Annotated in this window: 12 protein-coding genes; 7 read left to right on the top strand and 5 right to left on the bottom strand. The window is 35.6% G+C overall.

Translation table 11 applies throughout. From position 1 onward, the window contains the following. The first annotated feature begins 124 nt into the window (after positions 1-124). From MHH98_RS10900 to MHH98_RS10910, 3 genes are all read left to right on the top strand, one after another. Positions 125-2,134, top strand: coding sequence for a M14 family zinc carboxypeptidase (locus MHH98_RS10900; RefSeq protein ID WP_246832136.1), 2,010 nt, complete (start codon positions 125-127; stop codon positions 2,132-2,134). 142 nt (positions 2,135-2,276) lie between these two features. Beyond that, positions 2,277-2,702 (top strand): acyl-CoA thioesterase, encoded by a 426-nt coding sequence (locus tag MHH98_RS10905; protein WP_038181910.1) that lies wholly within the window; start codon positions 2,277-2,279, stop codon positions 2,700-2,702. Continuing rightward, on the top strand, positions 2,702-2,998 hold the full coding sequence (locus MHH98_RS10910; protein WP_038181907.1) for a hypothetical protein: 297 nt from the start codon (positions 2,702-2,704) through the stop codon (positions 2,996-2,998). The genes MHH98_RS10905 and MHH98_RS10910 overlap by 1 nt, the downstream gene beginning before the upstream one ends. A gap of 43 nt (positions 2,999-3,041) precedes the next feature. On the opposite strand, the gene MHH98_RS10915 is transcribed toward MHH98_RS10910, so the two are convergent. After that, complete coding sequence (locus tag MHH98_RS10915; protein WP_038181904.1) at positions 3,042-3,338, bottom strand: HesB/YadR/YfhF family protein; 297 nt, start codon at positions 3,336-3,338, stop codon at positions 3,042-3,044. A 21-nt stretch (positions 3,339-3,359) separates the two neighbouring features. Beyond that, positions 3,360-3,962, bottom strand: coding sequence for a glycerol-3-phosphate 1-O-acyltransferase PlsY (gene plsY / locus MHH98_RS10920; RefSeq protein WP_340712813.1), 603 nt, complete (start codon positions 3,960-3,962; stop codon positions 3,360-3,362). A 253-nt stretch (positions 3,963-4,215) separates the two neighbouring features. Here plsY and parE point away from each other — a divergent pair, with 253 nt between their 5' ends. The 4 genes from parE to MHH98_RS10940 all read left to right on the top strand — a co-directional run bounded on the left by parE (position 4,216) and on the right by MHH98_RS10940 (position 10,390). Then, the gene (parE, locus tag MHH98_RS10925) at positions 4,216-6,168 is read left to right on the top strand and encodes a DNA topoisomerase IV subunit B (RefSeq protein ID WP_445684013.1); all 1,953 of its coding nucleotides are present in this window, start codon (positions 4,216-4,218) and stop codon (positions 6,166-6,168) included. Next, complete coding sequence (gene parC / locus MHH98_RS10930) at positions 6,165-8,591, top strand: DNA topoisomerase IV subunit A (RefSeq protein WP_340712817.1); 2,427 nt, start codon at positions 6,165-6,167, stop codon at positions 8,589-8,591. The genes parE and parC overlap by 4 nt, the downstream gene beginning before the upstream one ends. A gap of 63 nt (positions 8,592-8,654) precedes the next feature. Next, positions 8,655-9,863: an MFS transporter gene (locus tag MHH98_RS10935; RefSeq protein WP_340712819.1), complete on the top strand. Its 1,209-nt coding sequence runs from the start codon at positions 8,655-8,657 to the stop codon at positions 9,861-9,863. Positions 9,864-9,955: 92 nt separating this feature from the next. Beyond that, a complete protein-coding gene (locus MHH98_RS10940) occupies positions 9,956-10,390 on the top strand; it encodes a hypothetical protein (RefSeq protein WP_038181892.1) in 435 nt (144 codons plus the stop codon). 93 nt (positions 10,391-10,483) lie between these two features. Here the strand turns inward: MHH98_RS10940 and MHH98_RS10945 are convergent, their stop codons facing one another. From MHH98_RS10945 to MHH98_RS10955, 3 genes are all read right to left on the bottom strand, one after another. Continuing rightward, positions 10,484-10,930 carry a hypothetical protein gene (locus MHH98_RS10945; protein WP_340712821.1) on the bottom strand — a complete coding sequence of 149 codons (447 nt, stop codon included), beginning with the start codon at positions 10,928-10,930 and terminating at the stop codon, positions 10,484-10,486. Positions 10,931-11,367: 437 nt separating this feature from the next. After that, complete coding sequence (locus MHH98_RS10950; RefSeq protein WP_076034858.1) at positions 11,368-11,781, bottom strand: hypothetical protein; 414 nt, start codon at positions 11,779-11,781, stop codon at positions 11,368-11,370. 300 nt (positions 11,782-12,081) lie between these two features. Beyond that, positions 12,082-13,395, bottom strand: a complete 1,314-nt coding sequence (locus MHH98_RS10955; protein WP_076034859.1) for an anaerobic C4-dicarboxylate transporter family protein — start codon at positions 13,393-13,395, stop codon at positions 12,082-12,084. Positions 13,396-14,202: the final 807 nt, after the last annotated feature.

Consider the following 14,202-nt stretch of genomic DNA (forward strand, 5'->3'; position numbering starts at 1 on the left):
GTATACATGTGTAGCGTATCTTAATTGTATGCTACACATGTATTTTTTTATTTGAATATGGAAGATAAATGATATTTTGAGTCAAATTGAGAATAAAATAGTAGAGGTGTACCAATTGGAATTTATGAAAAAGAAGAGTTTTCAACTTTTCGCATCTTCAATTGCCTTCCTCCTTGCTCTTAATGTGCCGGTTGCATACTTAAATACAGTTCATGCAGCTCCAGTAGAGCAACAACAAGAGGACAATGAGGAAGTTGAAATAGGTGAAGCAGTTGTACCGCAAGAAGTAATTACAATAGAAAAAACATCAGATAAAGTTGAACCGGAAATACAAGAAAAACAAACCTCTGTAGAAACGCCAGAAAACCCTGAAACAACGGAAGAAGAAACGATTGTAGAATCACCAGAGGTTATTTATACATATGTAACAGTGAATGAAGATAGTTTATTATTCGAACCAAATAACACTACAAAAGCTCTATTACAATTAAATGATTCATCAACCATTTACCACGTGAATCGTACAGATAACGTAAATTGGTATGAATTATCAATTGGTCATAGTACATATTGGATTGCACGTGAAAACCTAAGTGAAGCAAACATAGAAGTTGTAGTACCTGAAGTGAAAAAGACAGTTAGTTTTACAACTAAAAAATCCTTCAAAATTTTTAACGAGCCAAGCACAAATTCGACAGTTTTGGCGACAGGAACCCAAGCAACAAAGTTAAAAACAATCAATATTGTCGACAACTACTTTGTAGTAAACATAGGAAATCAAACTGGTTATATCGCATTTAAAGATGTCGAATTATCATTTAAATCAACAGATAAGGTCGAAATTGCGAATAAATCAGTGACACTATATACAGTTACAAATAGTAAATTCAAAAAAATCGGTACATTAAAAAAAGGTGCTATTTTTAAACCGACAAAAACAACGAGTAAGTACCATTACATTAAGAAGAGTGGTAAACAATATGCCGTTCCGATTGCTGGCACAATGCCTACAAAGAAGGCAAGCTCTTTATCCACGCTGAAATCAGCAACTTATCCAATCACTTTGTATGCAGAAAAAGCCTCAGCTGTGTACGATCAAAATGGTATCAAAATCGGTTCATTAAACAAAGGACAAACTGTGCACTTAAAAGGTATATCTAAAGGTCATGGTATTATTGAATATTTAGGCCAATCAGGGTATGTCGATTTAACAAATTATTATCATAAAAACATTGTTAATCCGACAAAAAACGTCACTTATAAGGCATATTCATACTATGTAAAAGTTTTCGCTAAACTATATCCTGAATTTACATCTCTAGAGAAAATTGGTGAATCTGTAGAAGGAAGAGCAATCTATGCGTTAAGAGTTGGGAACGGTAAGAAAGAGATCTTAGTTGATGCAGCCATTCATGCTCGTGAACATATGACTACAAATGTAGTGATGGAAATGATAGATAACTACTCTTATAGCTACAACAAAAAGACAAGCTTTGCAGGCTATAATGTGCGTCAAACCCTTGATACTACAAGTATTTGGTTTGTTCCAATGATTAACCCTGATGGGGTGACATTAGTGCAAAATGGTATAAATAGTATGGCAAATAAGAACTTAATCAAGAAGATCAATAAAAGCTCAAATTACAAACGTTGGAAAGCTAATGCTCGAGGTGTCGATTTAAATCGAAATTTCGATGGTGAATGGAAATATGTACCTTTTAAACCTAAAACCTATAAAGGTTACAAAGGTCCTCGTGTATTCTCAGAACCCGAAGCGCAAGCACTCAAAGCTTTTGTCGAACGTCATAAATTCAAGTCTGACATTTCATATCACTCATCTGGTCAAATTCTATATTGGTTTAACTTCCAAAATAGCGCTAACTATAAGCGTGATTTAGCGTTAACACGTCAAATTAGCCGGGTAACTGGGTATTCAATCATCCCACCTCTGTATGCGAGAGGAAGTGGATCATCTGCTGATTGGTTTATCATGTCACAGAAAAAGCCTGGTATTACAGTTGAAATTGCACCGTATGCAGGTGAAGGTCCAGTATCTCACCGACATTGGAATAATGTATGGAAGAAAAACAAATCAATTGGTTTGTTAGCATCAAAAGAAGCAAGTAAACGATAATGAAAGGCGAAGCTAATGGCTTCGCATTTTTGTAATAGAGAAGTATAAATTCAATAGTTTGATGTCGAATTACGCTATATATAAGGCTTTTGTGAGTAATTTTAGCTAGACTTCTGTATAATAGAGTTATGAGGTGAATTAAATGTTTGTTAGTAATAAAGAGATAGAAATCCGTTATGCGGAAACAGACCAAATGGGTGTAGTATATCACTCGAATTATATCATTTGGCTTGAATTGGGACGTACACAGTTAATCCATGACTTAGGATTTTCAGTGACACAACTTGAGGCAGATGGTTATGTATCACCAGTGATGGATATTTCCATTCAATACAAAGCTTCGATGAGATATGGCCAAGTTGCGACAGTTCGAACTTGGATTGAATCCCACGGAAAGTTACGTACAGTATATGGCTATGAGGTTCTTCATGAAGATGGCACTGTAGCGGTAACTGCAAAATCAGAACACATTTTAGTGAAAAAAGATAATTTTAGACCTGTTTCTTTAGGTAGAGTAGACCCTATATGGGATGAAAAATATAAAGAAATTGAAAGAAAAGAAGCTTAATGGCATTAGGTGTCACTAGAGCTGAGCTGGAATTATGGAAAGAGCGCGTGACAGCTGGTGAAATCGCTTTTCTTACTCATTATTGGAAGGACGAGCGTTTCCCAGGTTGTAAAACTGTGACAAAAGCAGGTTGTGCTGACGTCGAAAAACTCATCAAATGGGGAGCAAACTATGGTTTAAAACCTGAGTGGATCGATTATAAGCATTACCCGCATTTCGACCTTTTTGGCGACTTTGAACGCCGGATTTTGTTAAATGAAGGGCAATTACAGCTGTACAATCGCTTTTATGCATAACAAAAGCATGGCGCACTTAGCGCCATGCTTTTCGTTTGTTTTATTAAGCTTCTTTTGTATAATCATATTTAATCTCATTAAGTGTTTCATCCACCAAGATATGTAGATCGTGATTGTCGAAAAACCACAAATCATCTTCTTCGATGTAGAAAAGTATTTTATTCTTTTCAACTTCAACTGCAGGATTCGTAGACTGTTCACGATTCATACCAAGTGAAAAACCTTCATGAAAAGGGCTAGAACCACCATAGCGAGCATAAAATCGAATTTGGTCCCCGTCATCTAAATCCATTTCTTTTTCAAACCATTCTAGTGCTTCATCTGATACGATAATTTTCATGCGATGTACACTCCTTGTAGTTTACAACCATTTTACCTTAGGCTCAGTGCCTGCTTTAATACGCACAATATTCGAACGATGTCTGTAAAAAATAAAGGCTGCTAAGATTGTAATGATGATTAATAAAAAATAGTCTTGCTCAAAGAACGTATATATAATAGCATAAACAAAAGCTACTACAGAAGCAAACATAGAAGAAAAGCTAACCATTTTGGATACTTTTAAGCAAAGTATGAATGCAATAAATAAGATGATGAAAATTGGCCAATGGTAACCTAGTACTACACCAGCTGATGTGGCTACCGCTTTACCACCACGGAATTTTGCGAATACAGGGAACATATGACCAACAACTGCTATTGCTCCAGCAATCAGTGGATGAATGCCACTATCTGCAAAGTAAGCAAGTGTAGGTAATATCGTAGCTATCGTTCCTTTTAAGATATCCATAAGTGTTACAACAATACCTGCTTTTTTACCGAGAATTCGGAAGGTATTCGTTGCACCAAGGTTTCCGCTGCCATGTTCGCGGATATCGGTTTTATAAAATAATTTACCGATCCATAAACCTGAAGGAATTGAACCTATCAAGTATGTCAAAATGATTAATAGAATCATATTCATAAAAAACTCCTTCTTTTTTAGTAGTTGGTACTAATAGTTTATCATAATAGTATGTTGGTACACAATATACTCATCTTCTTAGATTATTATCTTATTCTTATTTTGCTTTAGATTCAACGTATTGGTACAATAAACTCTATATGAAATTAAATTACCGCTTGTTGACAGTAAAAGAGAAAGTGCGTAATATAATTTTAAGTGGAACGGGTGTTTGTATTTAGGGGGAATTTTTTTGACAGATAAACAAACAGTCATGTCTTACAATGATGATGCGATACAAGTACTGGAAGGATTAGAAGCTGTTCGTAAACGTCCGGGTATGTATATCGGTTCAACTGATAGCCGAGGATTACATCATCTTGTTTATGAAATTGTCGACAATGCAGTCGATGAAGCATTAGCTGGCTTTGGTTCACATATCATTGTGAAAATTCACGAGGATCAAAGTATAAGTGTACGTGACTACGGTCGAGGCATGCCAACAGGTACGCACAAAACAGGTAAACCAACACCGGAAGTTATTTTTACCATTCTGCATGCAGGTGGTAAATTTGGACAAGGTGGCTACAAAACAAGTGGAGGATTGCACGGTGTAGGTGCTTCCGTAGTAAATGCACTATCCTCATGGCTTGAAGTCACTATTCACCGTGACGGCACAAAATATAGAATGCGCTTTGAAAATGGTGGTAAACCCGCCACTACATTAGAGAAAATCGGTACAACAAAAGAATCGGGAACATGTATACATTTCCTACCAGATGACACTATATTTTCAGCGACAAAGTATAATTTTGACACCCTTGCTGAACGGTTACGAGAATCTGCCTTTTTATTAAAAGGCTTAAAAATCGAGCTAATTGAAGAACAAACAGGCAATCATGAAACGTATCATTACGAAAACGGTATCGAGGCATTCGTTGCATACTTAAACGAAGAAAAAGACGTTCTACACCCAGTCAAGTATGTTGAAGGATCACAAGACGAAATTGCAGTCGAATTTGCGTTCCAATTCAACGATGGCTATTCAGAAACAATTTTATCTTTCGTTAACAACGTTCGTACTCGTGACGGGGGCACACATGAAACCGGTGCCAAGGCAGCTATGACACGAGTATTCAATGAATATGCACGTAAAATTGGCTTACTAAAAGAAAAAGACAAAAACTTAGACGGCTCAGATATTCGCGAAGGCTTAGCGGCTATTATTTCCGTTCGTATCCCTGAAAACTTACTACAGTTTGAAGGACAAACGAAAGGGAAGCTAGGTACTAGCGAAGCGAGAAGTGTCGTCGATTCAGTTGTGTCTGAGAAATTACTTTATGTGTTAGAGGAAAACGCTGAACTAAGTGCTTCCCTTGTACGTAAAGCAATACGTGCGCAACAGGTACGTGAAGCAGCGCGTAAAGCACGTGAAGACGCACGTAACGGTAAGAAAAACAAAAAATCTAGTGCATTATTGTCTGGAAAGCTAACTCCAGCACAATCTCGTAACGCTTCTAAAAACGAATTATATCTTGTCGAAGGTGATTCTGCGGGCGGTTCAGCAAAACAAGGCCGTGACCGTACATTCCAAGCGATTTTGCCACTGCGTGGTAAAGTCATCAACACCGAAAAAGCAAAATTACAAGATATCTTAAAAAATGAAGAAATCGCTACGATTATTCATGCAGTTGGTGCAGGAGTAGGAGCTGACTTCACTATTGATGATGCTGCATACGATAAAGTCATCATCATGACCGATGCCGATACAGATGGAGCACATATCCAAGTCCTATTATTGACATTCTTTTATCGCTATATGAAACCGTTAATTGAAGCGGGTAAAGTATATATTGCACTACCTCCACTTTATAAAGTTTCAAAAGGGGTAGGTAAAAAAGAAGTATTGGAATATGCTTGGACTGAAAAAGATTTACAACAAGCGATTGATAAAATTGGCAAAGGCTATATTTTACAACGCTATAAAGGTCTCGGTGAGATGAATGCCGACCAATTATGGGATACAACAATGAATCCAGAAACAAGAACATTAATCCGTGTTAAAATCGACGATGGTGCGCGAGCTGAACGCCGTGTTACAACACTTATGGGCGATAAAGTAGAGCCACGTCGTAAATGGATAGAATCTAACGTTGATTTTGGTCTAGAAGAAGACTCCAATATTCTTGATAATGAATTCATTCAAAATGAGGAGGACTTAGTATGACACAGACCGAAAGTTATCAAGATTTACCACTAGAAGAAGTCATCGGCGATCGGTTTGGTCGATACAGTAAGTACATTATTCAAGATCGTGCCTTACCAGATGCTCGTGACGGTTTAAAACCCGTACAACGCCGTATATTATATGCAATGTTTATGGGAGGTAATACACATGATAAACCCTTCCGTAAATCAGCAAAAACAGTCGGTAACGTAATTGGTAACTACCACCCACATGGTGATAGTTCAGTTTATGAAGCTATGGTACGTATGAGTCAAGACTGGAAAGCGCGTCATATGCTAATTGAAATGCATGGTAATAACGGTTCAGTCGACGGAGATTCAGCGGCAGCAATGCGTTATACAGAAGCGCGTCTATCTGCTATTGCAGCTGAAATGCTTCGTGATATTCAGAAAGAGACAGTGGATCTTGTACCAAACTTTGATGACCAAGATATGGAGCCTACTGTATTACCTGCTAGATTCCCAAATCTACTTGTTAACGGCTCTACTGGTATTTCCGCAGGTTACGCAACGGATATTCCTCCACATGCATTACACGAAGTATTAGACGCTGTTTTAATGCGATTGAAAAACCCAATTGCGACTGTAGATGAGCTTATGACCGTTATCAAAGGTCCAGATTTTCCAACCGGCGGTATTATCCAAGGTGTGGAAGGTATCAAAAAAGCATATGAAACAGGTAGAGGGAAAATTATTGTTCGTGCAAAAGCGGAAATTGAAGAGCTTAAAGGCGGCAAGGAGCAAATCGTTGTTACTGAAATACCATATGACGTTAATAAAGCAAACTTAGTCAAGAAAATTGATGAAATGCGTTTAGATAAACGACTTGAAGGAATTGCAGAAGTACGTGATGAATCAGACCGTACAGGTTTACGGATGGTCATTGAACTAAAAAAAGAAGTACCCGGAAAACCAATTCTGCAATATTTATATAAAAACACAGACCTTCAAATTACTTACAACTTTAATATGATTGCGATTTATAAACGTCGTCCAACGATGATGACATTGCCATTACTATTAGATGCATATATCGATCATCAGAAAGAAGTAGTAACAAGACGTTCTCAATTTGACTTGAAAAAAGCGAAAGATCGCCTACATATCGTAGAAGGATTGATGAAGGCATTATCGATTTTGGATGAAGTTATTCATACAATCCGTCAGTCAAAAGATAAAAGAGATGCTAAAAACAACTTGATGTTAAAATTCGAATTCACTGAAATTCAAGCTGAAGCAATTGTTTCATTACAGCTATATCGTTTAACTAATACCGATATTACGGAATTACGTGAAGAAGAAGAAGAACTTAAAGCGAAAATTGCTGAATTACAAAGTATTTTAGAAAGCGAAGCAAAACTAATTAGTGTAATTAGGAAAGAATTACAAGATGTGCGTAAACGTTTTGCTGAACCACGTCGCTCAATTATTGAAGCTGAAATTGAAGAAATAAAACTGAATTTAGAAGTTTTAATTCCAAGTGAAGATGTTGTGGTGACAGTTACTAAAGATGGTTATGTTAAACGTACTAGTCAACGTTCTTACAATGCTTCGAATGGTAAAGACTTTGCGATGAAGGATTCCGATCATCTATTGTACGAATCCCAAATTAATACGCAACAGCATCTATTGCTATTTACTAGCAAAGGACATTATATTTATCAACCTGTACATGAGCTACCGGATATTCGTTGGAAAGACTTAGGTCAGCACATCTCAAGTATTGTGCCAATTGATTCGGATGAAGTAATCATCAATGCACGCGGGGTAGAAACATTTGACCAGGATGTATTTGTTATGACAATCACTAAAGGTGGCCAAATTAAACGCTCACCACTGAATGAATATGTAGTTCAACGTTATTCAAAACCAATTAAAACAATGAACGTGAAAAAAGGTGACGAAGTAATTTATGCGGATCTCGTAACGATTACGGATGAAGTCATCTTGACTACTCATTTCAGTTATTCCGTTCGATTCCCAATGGAAGATGTACCCGTTACAGGTGTTAAAACAGCTGGTGTTAAAGCCATTAACTTAAAAGAAGAAGATTACATTGTAGCTGCAAATATAATCCCTGAAAATGATAAAGGTGATTTAATGCTTGTTACACATCGTGGTGCAGTGAAGAAAATGGATGTCTCTGAAATAGAAGTGAGCGGTCGTCCAAAACGCGGAGTCGTAACAGTTCGTGAGTTGAAAAAGAATCCTCACCGTGTCTTTACAGTCATTTATGTTCATAAAGGTGATTTGTTACTTTTAGAAACTGAAAAAGGTGTTCAAGAGCAAGTACATGAAGATAATTATCGTAATGCAGACCGTTACTCAAATGGTTCATTTGTAGTTGATATTGATACTGACGGTGAACTTACAAGAGTTGTGAAAATGAAGCCTACAAAATAATATATGTAACATTACAGGAAGAAAGGAGCTCATAGTAGCTCCTTTCTTTTTAAGGAGAAGAATATGTGGAAAAATCGGAATGTTTGGATTGTTTTAATTGGTGAATTAATTGCAGGACTTGGATTATGGGCGAGCATAATCGGTAATCTAGAGTTCATGCAAGAAAAGGTGCCTTCTGACTTTGTTAAGTCACTTATTCTATCAAGTGGTTTACTAGCTGGAGTGATGATGGGGCCATTAGCTGGACGTATAATCGATCAATCCCGTAAAAAAACTGTGTTAATTTACTCTAGTGTTGGGCGTGTTGTAAGTGTTGTCTTTATGTTTATAGCATTAGCGACAGGATCTATTTGGTGGATGGTTGTTTTCTTAGTACTTTTACAAATTTCTGCATCTTTTTATTTTCCAGCACTTCAAGCTACTTTGCCTTTAATTGTAGGTGAAAAGGATTTATTGCAATTAAATGGTTGGGATATGAATGTTTCTACAGTTGCTCGTGTTGCAGGGACCGCCTTAGCCGGTTTGATATTAGTATATTCGGCTATAGGTACACTTTATTTGCTCTCATTCGTCGCGTATATTGCATTGCTCTTGTTTACTTTTATGTTAAAAATCCCAGAAGAGAAACCTCAAAGCACCGCTCAACCCGAGGAAAGTACTAAAAAGGGAAGTGGCTTTAAAGAAGTATTCCCAATGCTTCAAGCAAATCTGGGTGTGAAAATGACGTTTATTTTATCGTTTATACCTCTCTTATTTTTAGGTTCATTTAATTTATTAGTCATTAAGATAAGTGAATTTCAAGATTCTGCGATGATTAAAGGGATGATTTATACTGTAGAGGGCATTTCCTTTATGGTTGGTTCCTTTGCTATCAAATATATTGGGGAGAAATGGAGGATAGAGCGAATCTTATTTGTTTGTCTCATTGTCATTGGAAGTGGGGAAATGCTGTTGTATTTTGCAGGAAGTTCGTTCCTGACATTAATAACATTTGCGCTCTTCGGATTCTCTTTAGGTTGTTTCTTCCCAACAGTAATGACGATATTTCAAAAACAAGTACCGAAAGAATACCATGGACGCTTCTTTTCTTTCAAAAATATGCTAGATCGAATTATGTTTCAAATAGTCTTATTGTCCACAGGTGCTTTACTAGATTTTATTGGCCTACAATTCATGGTGCTGGTATTTGGCGCTATCAGCGTACTGGTAACGACCTATTATTGGTTACAGATGAAACGTGTTGGGGTTCAGATTGAAGCGGAGCAAATATAACTAAAATATAAATTAATTCTCTTTATTAAAAAGGATTTTTTCTTTATTCATAGAATTCTTGAAGAAGACTACAATCTGTAAGGAGGATTACTTTGAGCCAAACATTTAGACAGTTTTTAGATAGCTATTTAGAGATTTGGAGAACATGCTCATTTGAAGAGATGAAAGCACTCATTTCCAAAGACTATCAAGCACGAGAGGTTACGCAAAATGGGATAGTCGATTATGGATATGGTGAATCATTAGAAGGTTGGGCTCAAGGGTTTAATTTTGTGAAAAGTAAGGAAGCAAAATGGGACGTTAGAGAAATAGGCATAGTTCCTTTAGGTAGAGATGAATGCATGGCCATACTATCTGCAACGATTCTACTTGAAGGTCAAAGTCCTCTACCAGCTAATCTGTTTTTTGAAACTTTCCGCTTTAAAAACAATGGTTGGAAACATGTTAGAAGCTACACTGAAACTGGTGTACCCGTTGAACAATTAAATGGTTTATCTATTAATAGAAACACTGTAATGACTGAATAATAATGTAAGTTTGAATGAGGGTATTAAAAAAAGCATTTCTGTTGAAATGCTTTTTTATATTCAAATTACGTTCAATAATATAGTTTTAATCATTTATTTCTTTTCGTGCACCTTTACATAGACAGTACCAAACAAGTTGTCATCAAAATAAGCATCCATTTTCCACATACCACTTTCCGGTAGCGACATATTCGATGGCATACTCATATCAGCACCGTTATGTGGTTTTACAGTATTTTTGCCTCCAATTAATACAATTGGATCACCACCATCTTCATGGGTAGCTAATACTTTTAATGGACGTTCTAGCTCTTCTTTCGTTCCCCAAAAATGCCACATATACTTTTGAGTTTTATCTGGATAAAACTTAACTACTTCACTATCATCGTATATAAAGCCAAGTTTTCCTTTTTCACCAATCATCGTATATCCACCAGATTCAAATAAAGAACTTTCTTTCCAAACGTCCTTCTTATTACAGCCAATAATTGTTAAGATAGTGAATATAACAAAGGTTATAATCAAACTCTTTTTTAGCACTAATATTCCACCTCCCTCATTTGATAATTATATTCTCTTCTGATTCATATAAACCTTTAATTTCCATTTTAAAATATATACGGAATTCTTATAGGCATTTTATTGTTCACTGTTAATACATATCCTATTTTTCATCAGTACCTTTGGATGGGGATACATTAAAACAAAATTCTACAAGCCTGATATATCAAACGAATATGCCCCTGTTGTTCAATAGGATGTGGTATTTGCTTTTGGATTCCCCACTAGTCTTTTTAGGCATCTTGTTTATTGAATAACCATATTATTTGGCTTCATTATCATATTGATAAAAAAATATATTAAGCCTTATTTTAAAACACGTAGTATGTAGTGATAAAACTTAATAGTTCTAACAAGATTAACCCCGTTCTAAATTAGGACGGGGTTGAAAATTTAGGTGTTTATTTGGGGATTATCTATTTTCCTTCTATAATTTCATTAAAAATTAGTCCTTCTCCATTTATTTTAATTATTTTAAGTCGATTGGTGTATTTGATATATATGGATTTGTATTGTTCTACACCGTTTTTATCTATAAGAAGAAGAACGCGTTTACCTTCGTTATCTGTTATAGTTTGAAAGTTAAATTCTTTATTATCAATTTGCTCAATAATATTATTATATTCAGGTAATGAAGTCCATTCCTCATGATTTGAACTTTCATTAGATTGATTTTGATCATTTTCTTGTCGAACTTCTTGTCCTCCCTCAGTTTGCGAGAGTTGCTCATTTTTTTCTGTAACCTCGTTATTGTTTTTATCTTCTCCTTTACTGTTACAAGCCGTTAACATGATTGCAACAGCAATTAAAGTAATAATCGTCTTGTTCATTATTTTTTTCATCTCCTGTTGATTTATTCCCCTTAATTCTAAAAACAAAACCCTATCACTCTTTAAGGGGAAATAAAAAAACTTGTTCTAGCTTAATTAATTTGTTTTAACCAATATAGAGTTTATTCAAATTCTTATTCTATTAATTGGGCAAATTGCTGAATAGATATACTTATATAAAGAATTACTCGAAGTTGATGTAACTCCGAGTAATTCATTAGCACATATTCTTAAAAGGAAAATGAAATAGTCCTTCTTGAATCGCTCAAAGAATAAAAAGCTACATTTTAAATAAAGTATCTAGAGTAAAACAGAACTTAGTAATATACCAATTACAACGGCAGAGATTGTTGAAACTAAACCAGGGAGCATAAAGCTATGGTTTAGAATATATTTTCCGATTCGAGTTGTTCCGGTACGGTCAAAGTTTATGGCTGCCACTACTGTCGGATAGTTTGGAATGAAGAAGTAACCATTAACAGCTGGGAAAATGGCAATTAATAATGCTGGATTAATACCAAGCGTTACACCAAGAGGTATTAGTGTTCGAACCGTTGCTGCTTGGCTGTATAGTAAAATAGAAAGTACAAATAATGCAATAGCAAATAACCATGGAGCTGCTGTGACTAGGCCAGAAATCGAACTGTTAATAAGTTCAGCATTACCATTGAAGAATGTGTCACCCATCCAAGCGATACCGAAAATAGCTACTACTGCTGAAGCTCCGGCTTTAAACACACTACCAGAAACAATTTCGTCAACATTTGCTTTACAACAAATAATGATTAAAGCAGCAATTGTCAGCATAACGATTTCAATGGTAACAGGCATAGACATAGGTGTAAATACGCCGTCAATATCCCAACCTGGACGTAATTTTTCAAATGAACCTAGAGCAACGATTAATACTGCGGCAAGTAAGAATAATACAACAGAAAGTTTTGAAGCATTAGTTGGAAAGAATGCTTTTTTATCTTGTTTAATTGGAGCTAAGCCTTCTTCTAAGCGTTTCAAATAAATCGGATCTTCTGGTAGCTCTTTACCTTTTCTACTAACAACAAAAGCAGCTATCATACAACCGATAAAAGTAGAAGGTATAGAGATCATTAAAATATCTAGTAAAGTAATTTCGAAATCAGCTAATAAAGCTAATAATGCTACAGTCGCTGCTGAAATAGGACTGGCTGTAATTGCTTGCTGTGATGCTATTACTGCGATTGACATTGGTCTTTCAGGACGAACACCTGATTCTCGGGCTACTTCGGCAATAACAGGTAAAACGGAGTATGCAACGTGTCCAGTTCCTGCACAAAAAGTAAAAACGTAAGTAACGATAGGAGCGATGAATGTAATCCATTTAGGATTTTTTCTTAATGCTTTCTCCGCAATATGAACGAGATATTCCATACCACCTGCGGCTTGAAGAGCTCCTGCAGCAGTAATTACTGATAAAATCATCAGCATAACATCAATAGGTGCGGAAGTAGGTTCTAGGCCGAAAAGAAATACAAAGATTGCTAATCCAACACCACCCATTACTCCAAGACCAAGTCCACCTATCCTAGCACCTATAAAGATGCAGATTAACAAAATCAAAAATTGTATCCAGAACATATCAGTTTCCTCCAATTACGAATGGTCATTTTATTACGATAAGTTTTTGATATGTAAACCTTGTTTACATTCTTTGTCGAATGATTCACAAATAGACATTTTATTAATAATAGCCATGAATAGAACTTTTAGTTTTTCATGAATGAAATTGTAGGATATCCGTTGTAAACGATTAGAGAGAAGGGTGCTTTAGGATTCAAAAGGGATGAAATTTATGAAAGATAAATTCTTAATATACATATTGTTAGTCATATCGGTTTCAATTGTTGGGAAAAGATTTAGCCGTTAGACATTATTTTAACTATTAGCCTTGGCACACCGATTTTTTCTAGTTTGGTTAAAAATACTTAAACCTATTCCTTCGGGGAAATAGAAGGAATAGGTTTTGGCCAATTTCATATTGGATTAAATATCTTTGATCAGGGGGATTTTCTTTTATTGTATGGATTATTCTTTCATATTTCCAAAATGAAAGATGTACTAACGGGGTAGCATTTTTGTAATATATGAACTGTTTAATTTTGCTAAATCAATAAACTTTGTGAAAGAATGTACGGGTGCTTTAGTAGAAGATCTTTGAGCGTTCAGACAGTTCTTTTTTCTTACTTAACAAAAGGGACAGGTTAGTTAAAGAAGAAGGAGTAGAAGACTATTTTAAATAGATTTACCATAGTGGAATTTTAAATTTCAACACTATATTGAATGAATATCTGAAATGAAATGCTCAGTAAATTGTGAACTAATATGTATATGTGGAAAGAAACGATTAAAAGGGTCACTCGTTGGCAAGTGACCCTCGATGTCAGA

Source organism: Viridibacillus sp. FSL H8-0110, from assembly GCF_038003565.1.
Taxonomy (GTDB): domain Bacteria; phylum Bacillota; class Bacilli; order Bacillales_A; family Planococcaceae; genus Viridibacillus; species Viridibacillus arenosi.

What these genes read in the sequence shown, in the direction of transcription:
- MHH98_RS10900 (WP_246832136.1), top strand. Translation starts at nt 125, where the DNA reads ATGAAAAAGAAGAGTTTTCAACTTTTCGCATCTTCAATTGCCTTCCTC.
- MHH98_RS10905 (WP_038181910.1), top strand. Translation starts at nt 2,277, where the DNA reads ATGTTTGTTAGTAATAAAGAGATAGAAATCCGTTATGCGGAAACAGAC.
- MHH98_RS10910 (WP_038181907.1), top strand. Translation starts at nt 2,702, where the DNA reads ATGGCATTAGGTGTCACTAGAGCTGAGCTGGAATTATGGAAAGAGCGC.
- MHH98_RS10915 (WP_038181904.1), bottom strand. Translation starts at nt 3,338, where the DNA reads ATGAAAATTATCGTATCAGATGAAGCACTAGAATGGTTTGAAAAAGAA.
- plsY (WP_340712813.1), bottom strand. Translation starts at nt 3,962, where the DNA reads ATGAATATGATTCTATTAATCATTTTGACATACTTGATAGGTTCAATT.
- parE (WP_445684013.1), top strand. Translation starts at nt 4,216, where the DNA reads ATGTCTTACAATGATGATGCGATACAAGTACTGGAAGGATTAGAAGCT.
- parC (WP_340712817.1), top strand. Translation starts at nt 6,165, where the DNA reads ATGACACAGACCGAAAGTTATCAAGATTTACCACTAGAAGAAGTCATC.
- MHH98_RS10935 (WP_340712819.1), top strand. Translation starts at nt 8,655, where the DNA reads ATGTGGAAAAATCGGAATGTTTGGATTGTTTTAATTGGTGAATTAATT.
- MHH98_RS10950 (WP_076034858.1), bottom strand. Translation starts at nt 11,781, where the DNA reads ATGAACAAGACGATTATTACTTTAATTGCTGTTGCAATCATGTTAACG.
- MHH98_RS10955 (WP_076034859.1), bottom strand. Translation starts at nt 13,395, where the DNA reads ATGTTCTGGATACAATTTTTGATTTTGTTAATCTGCATCTTTATAGGT.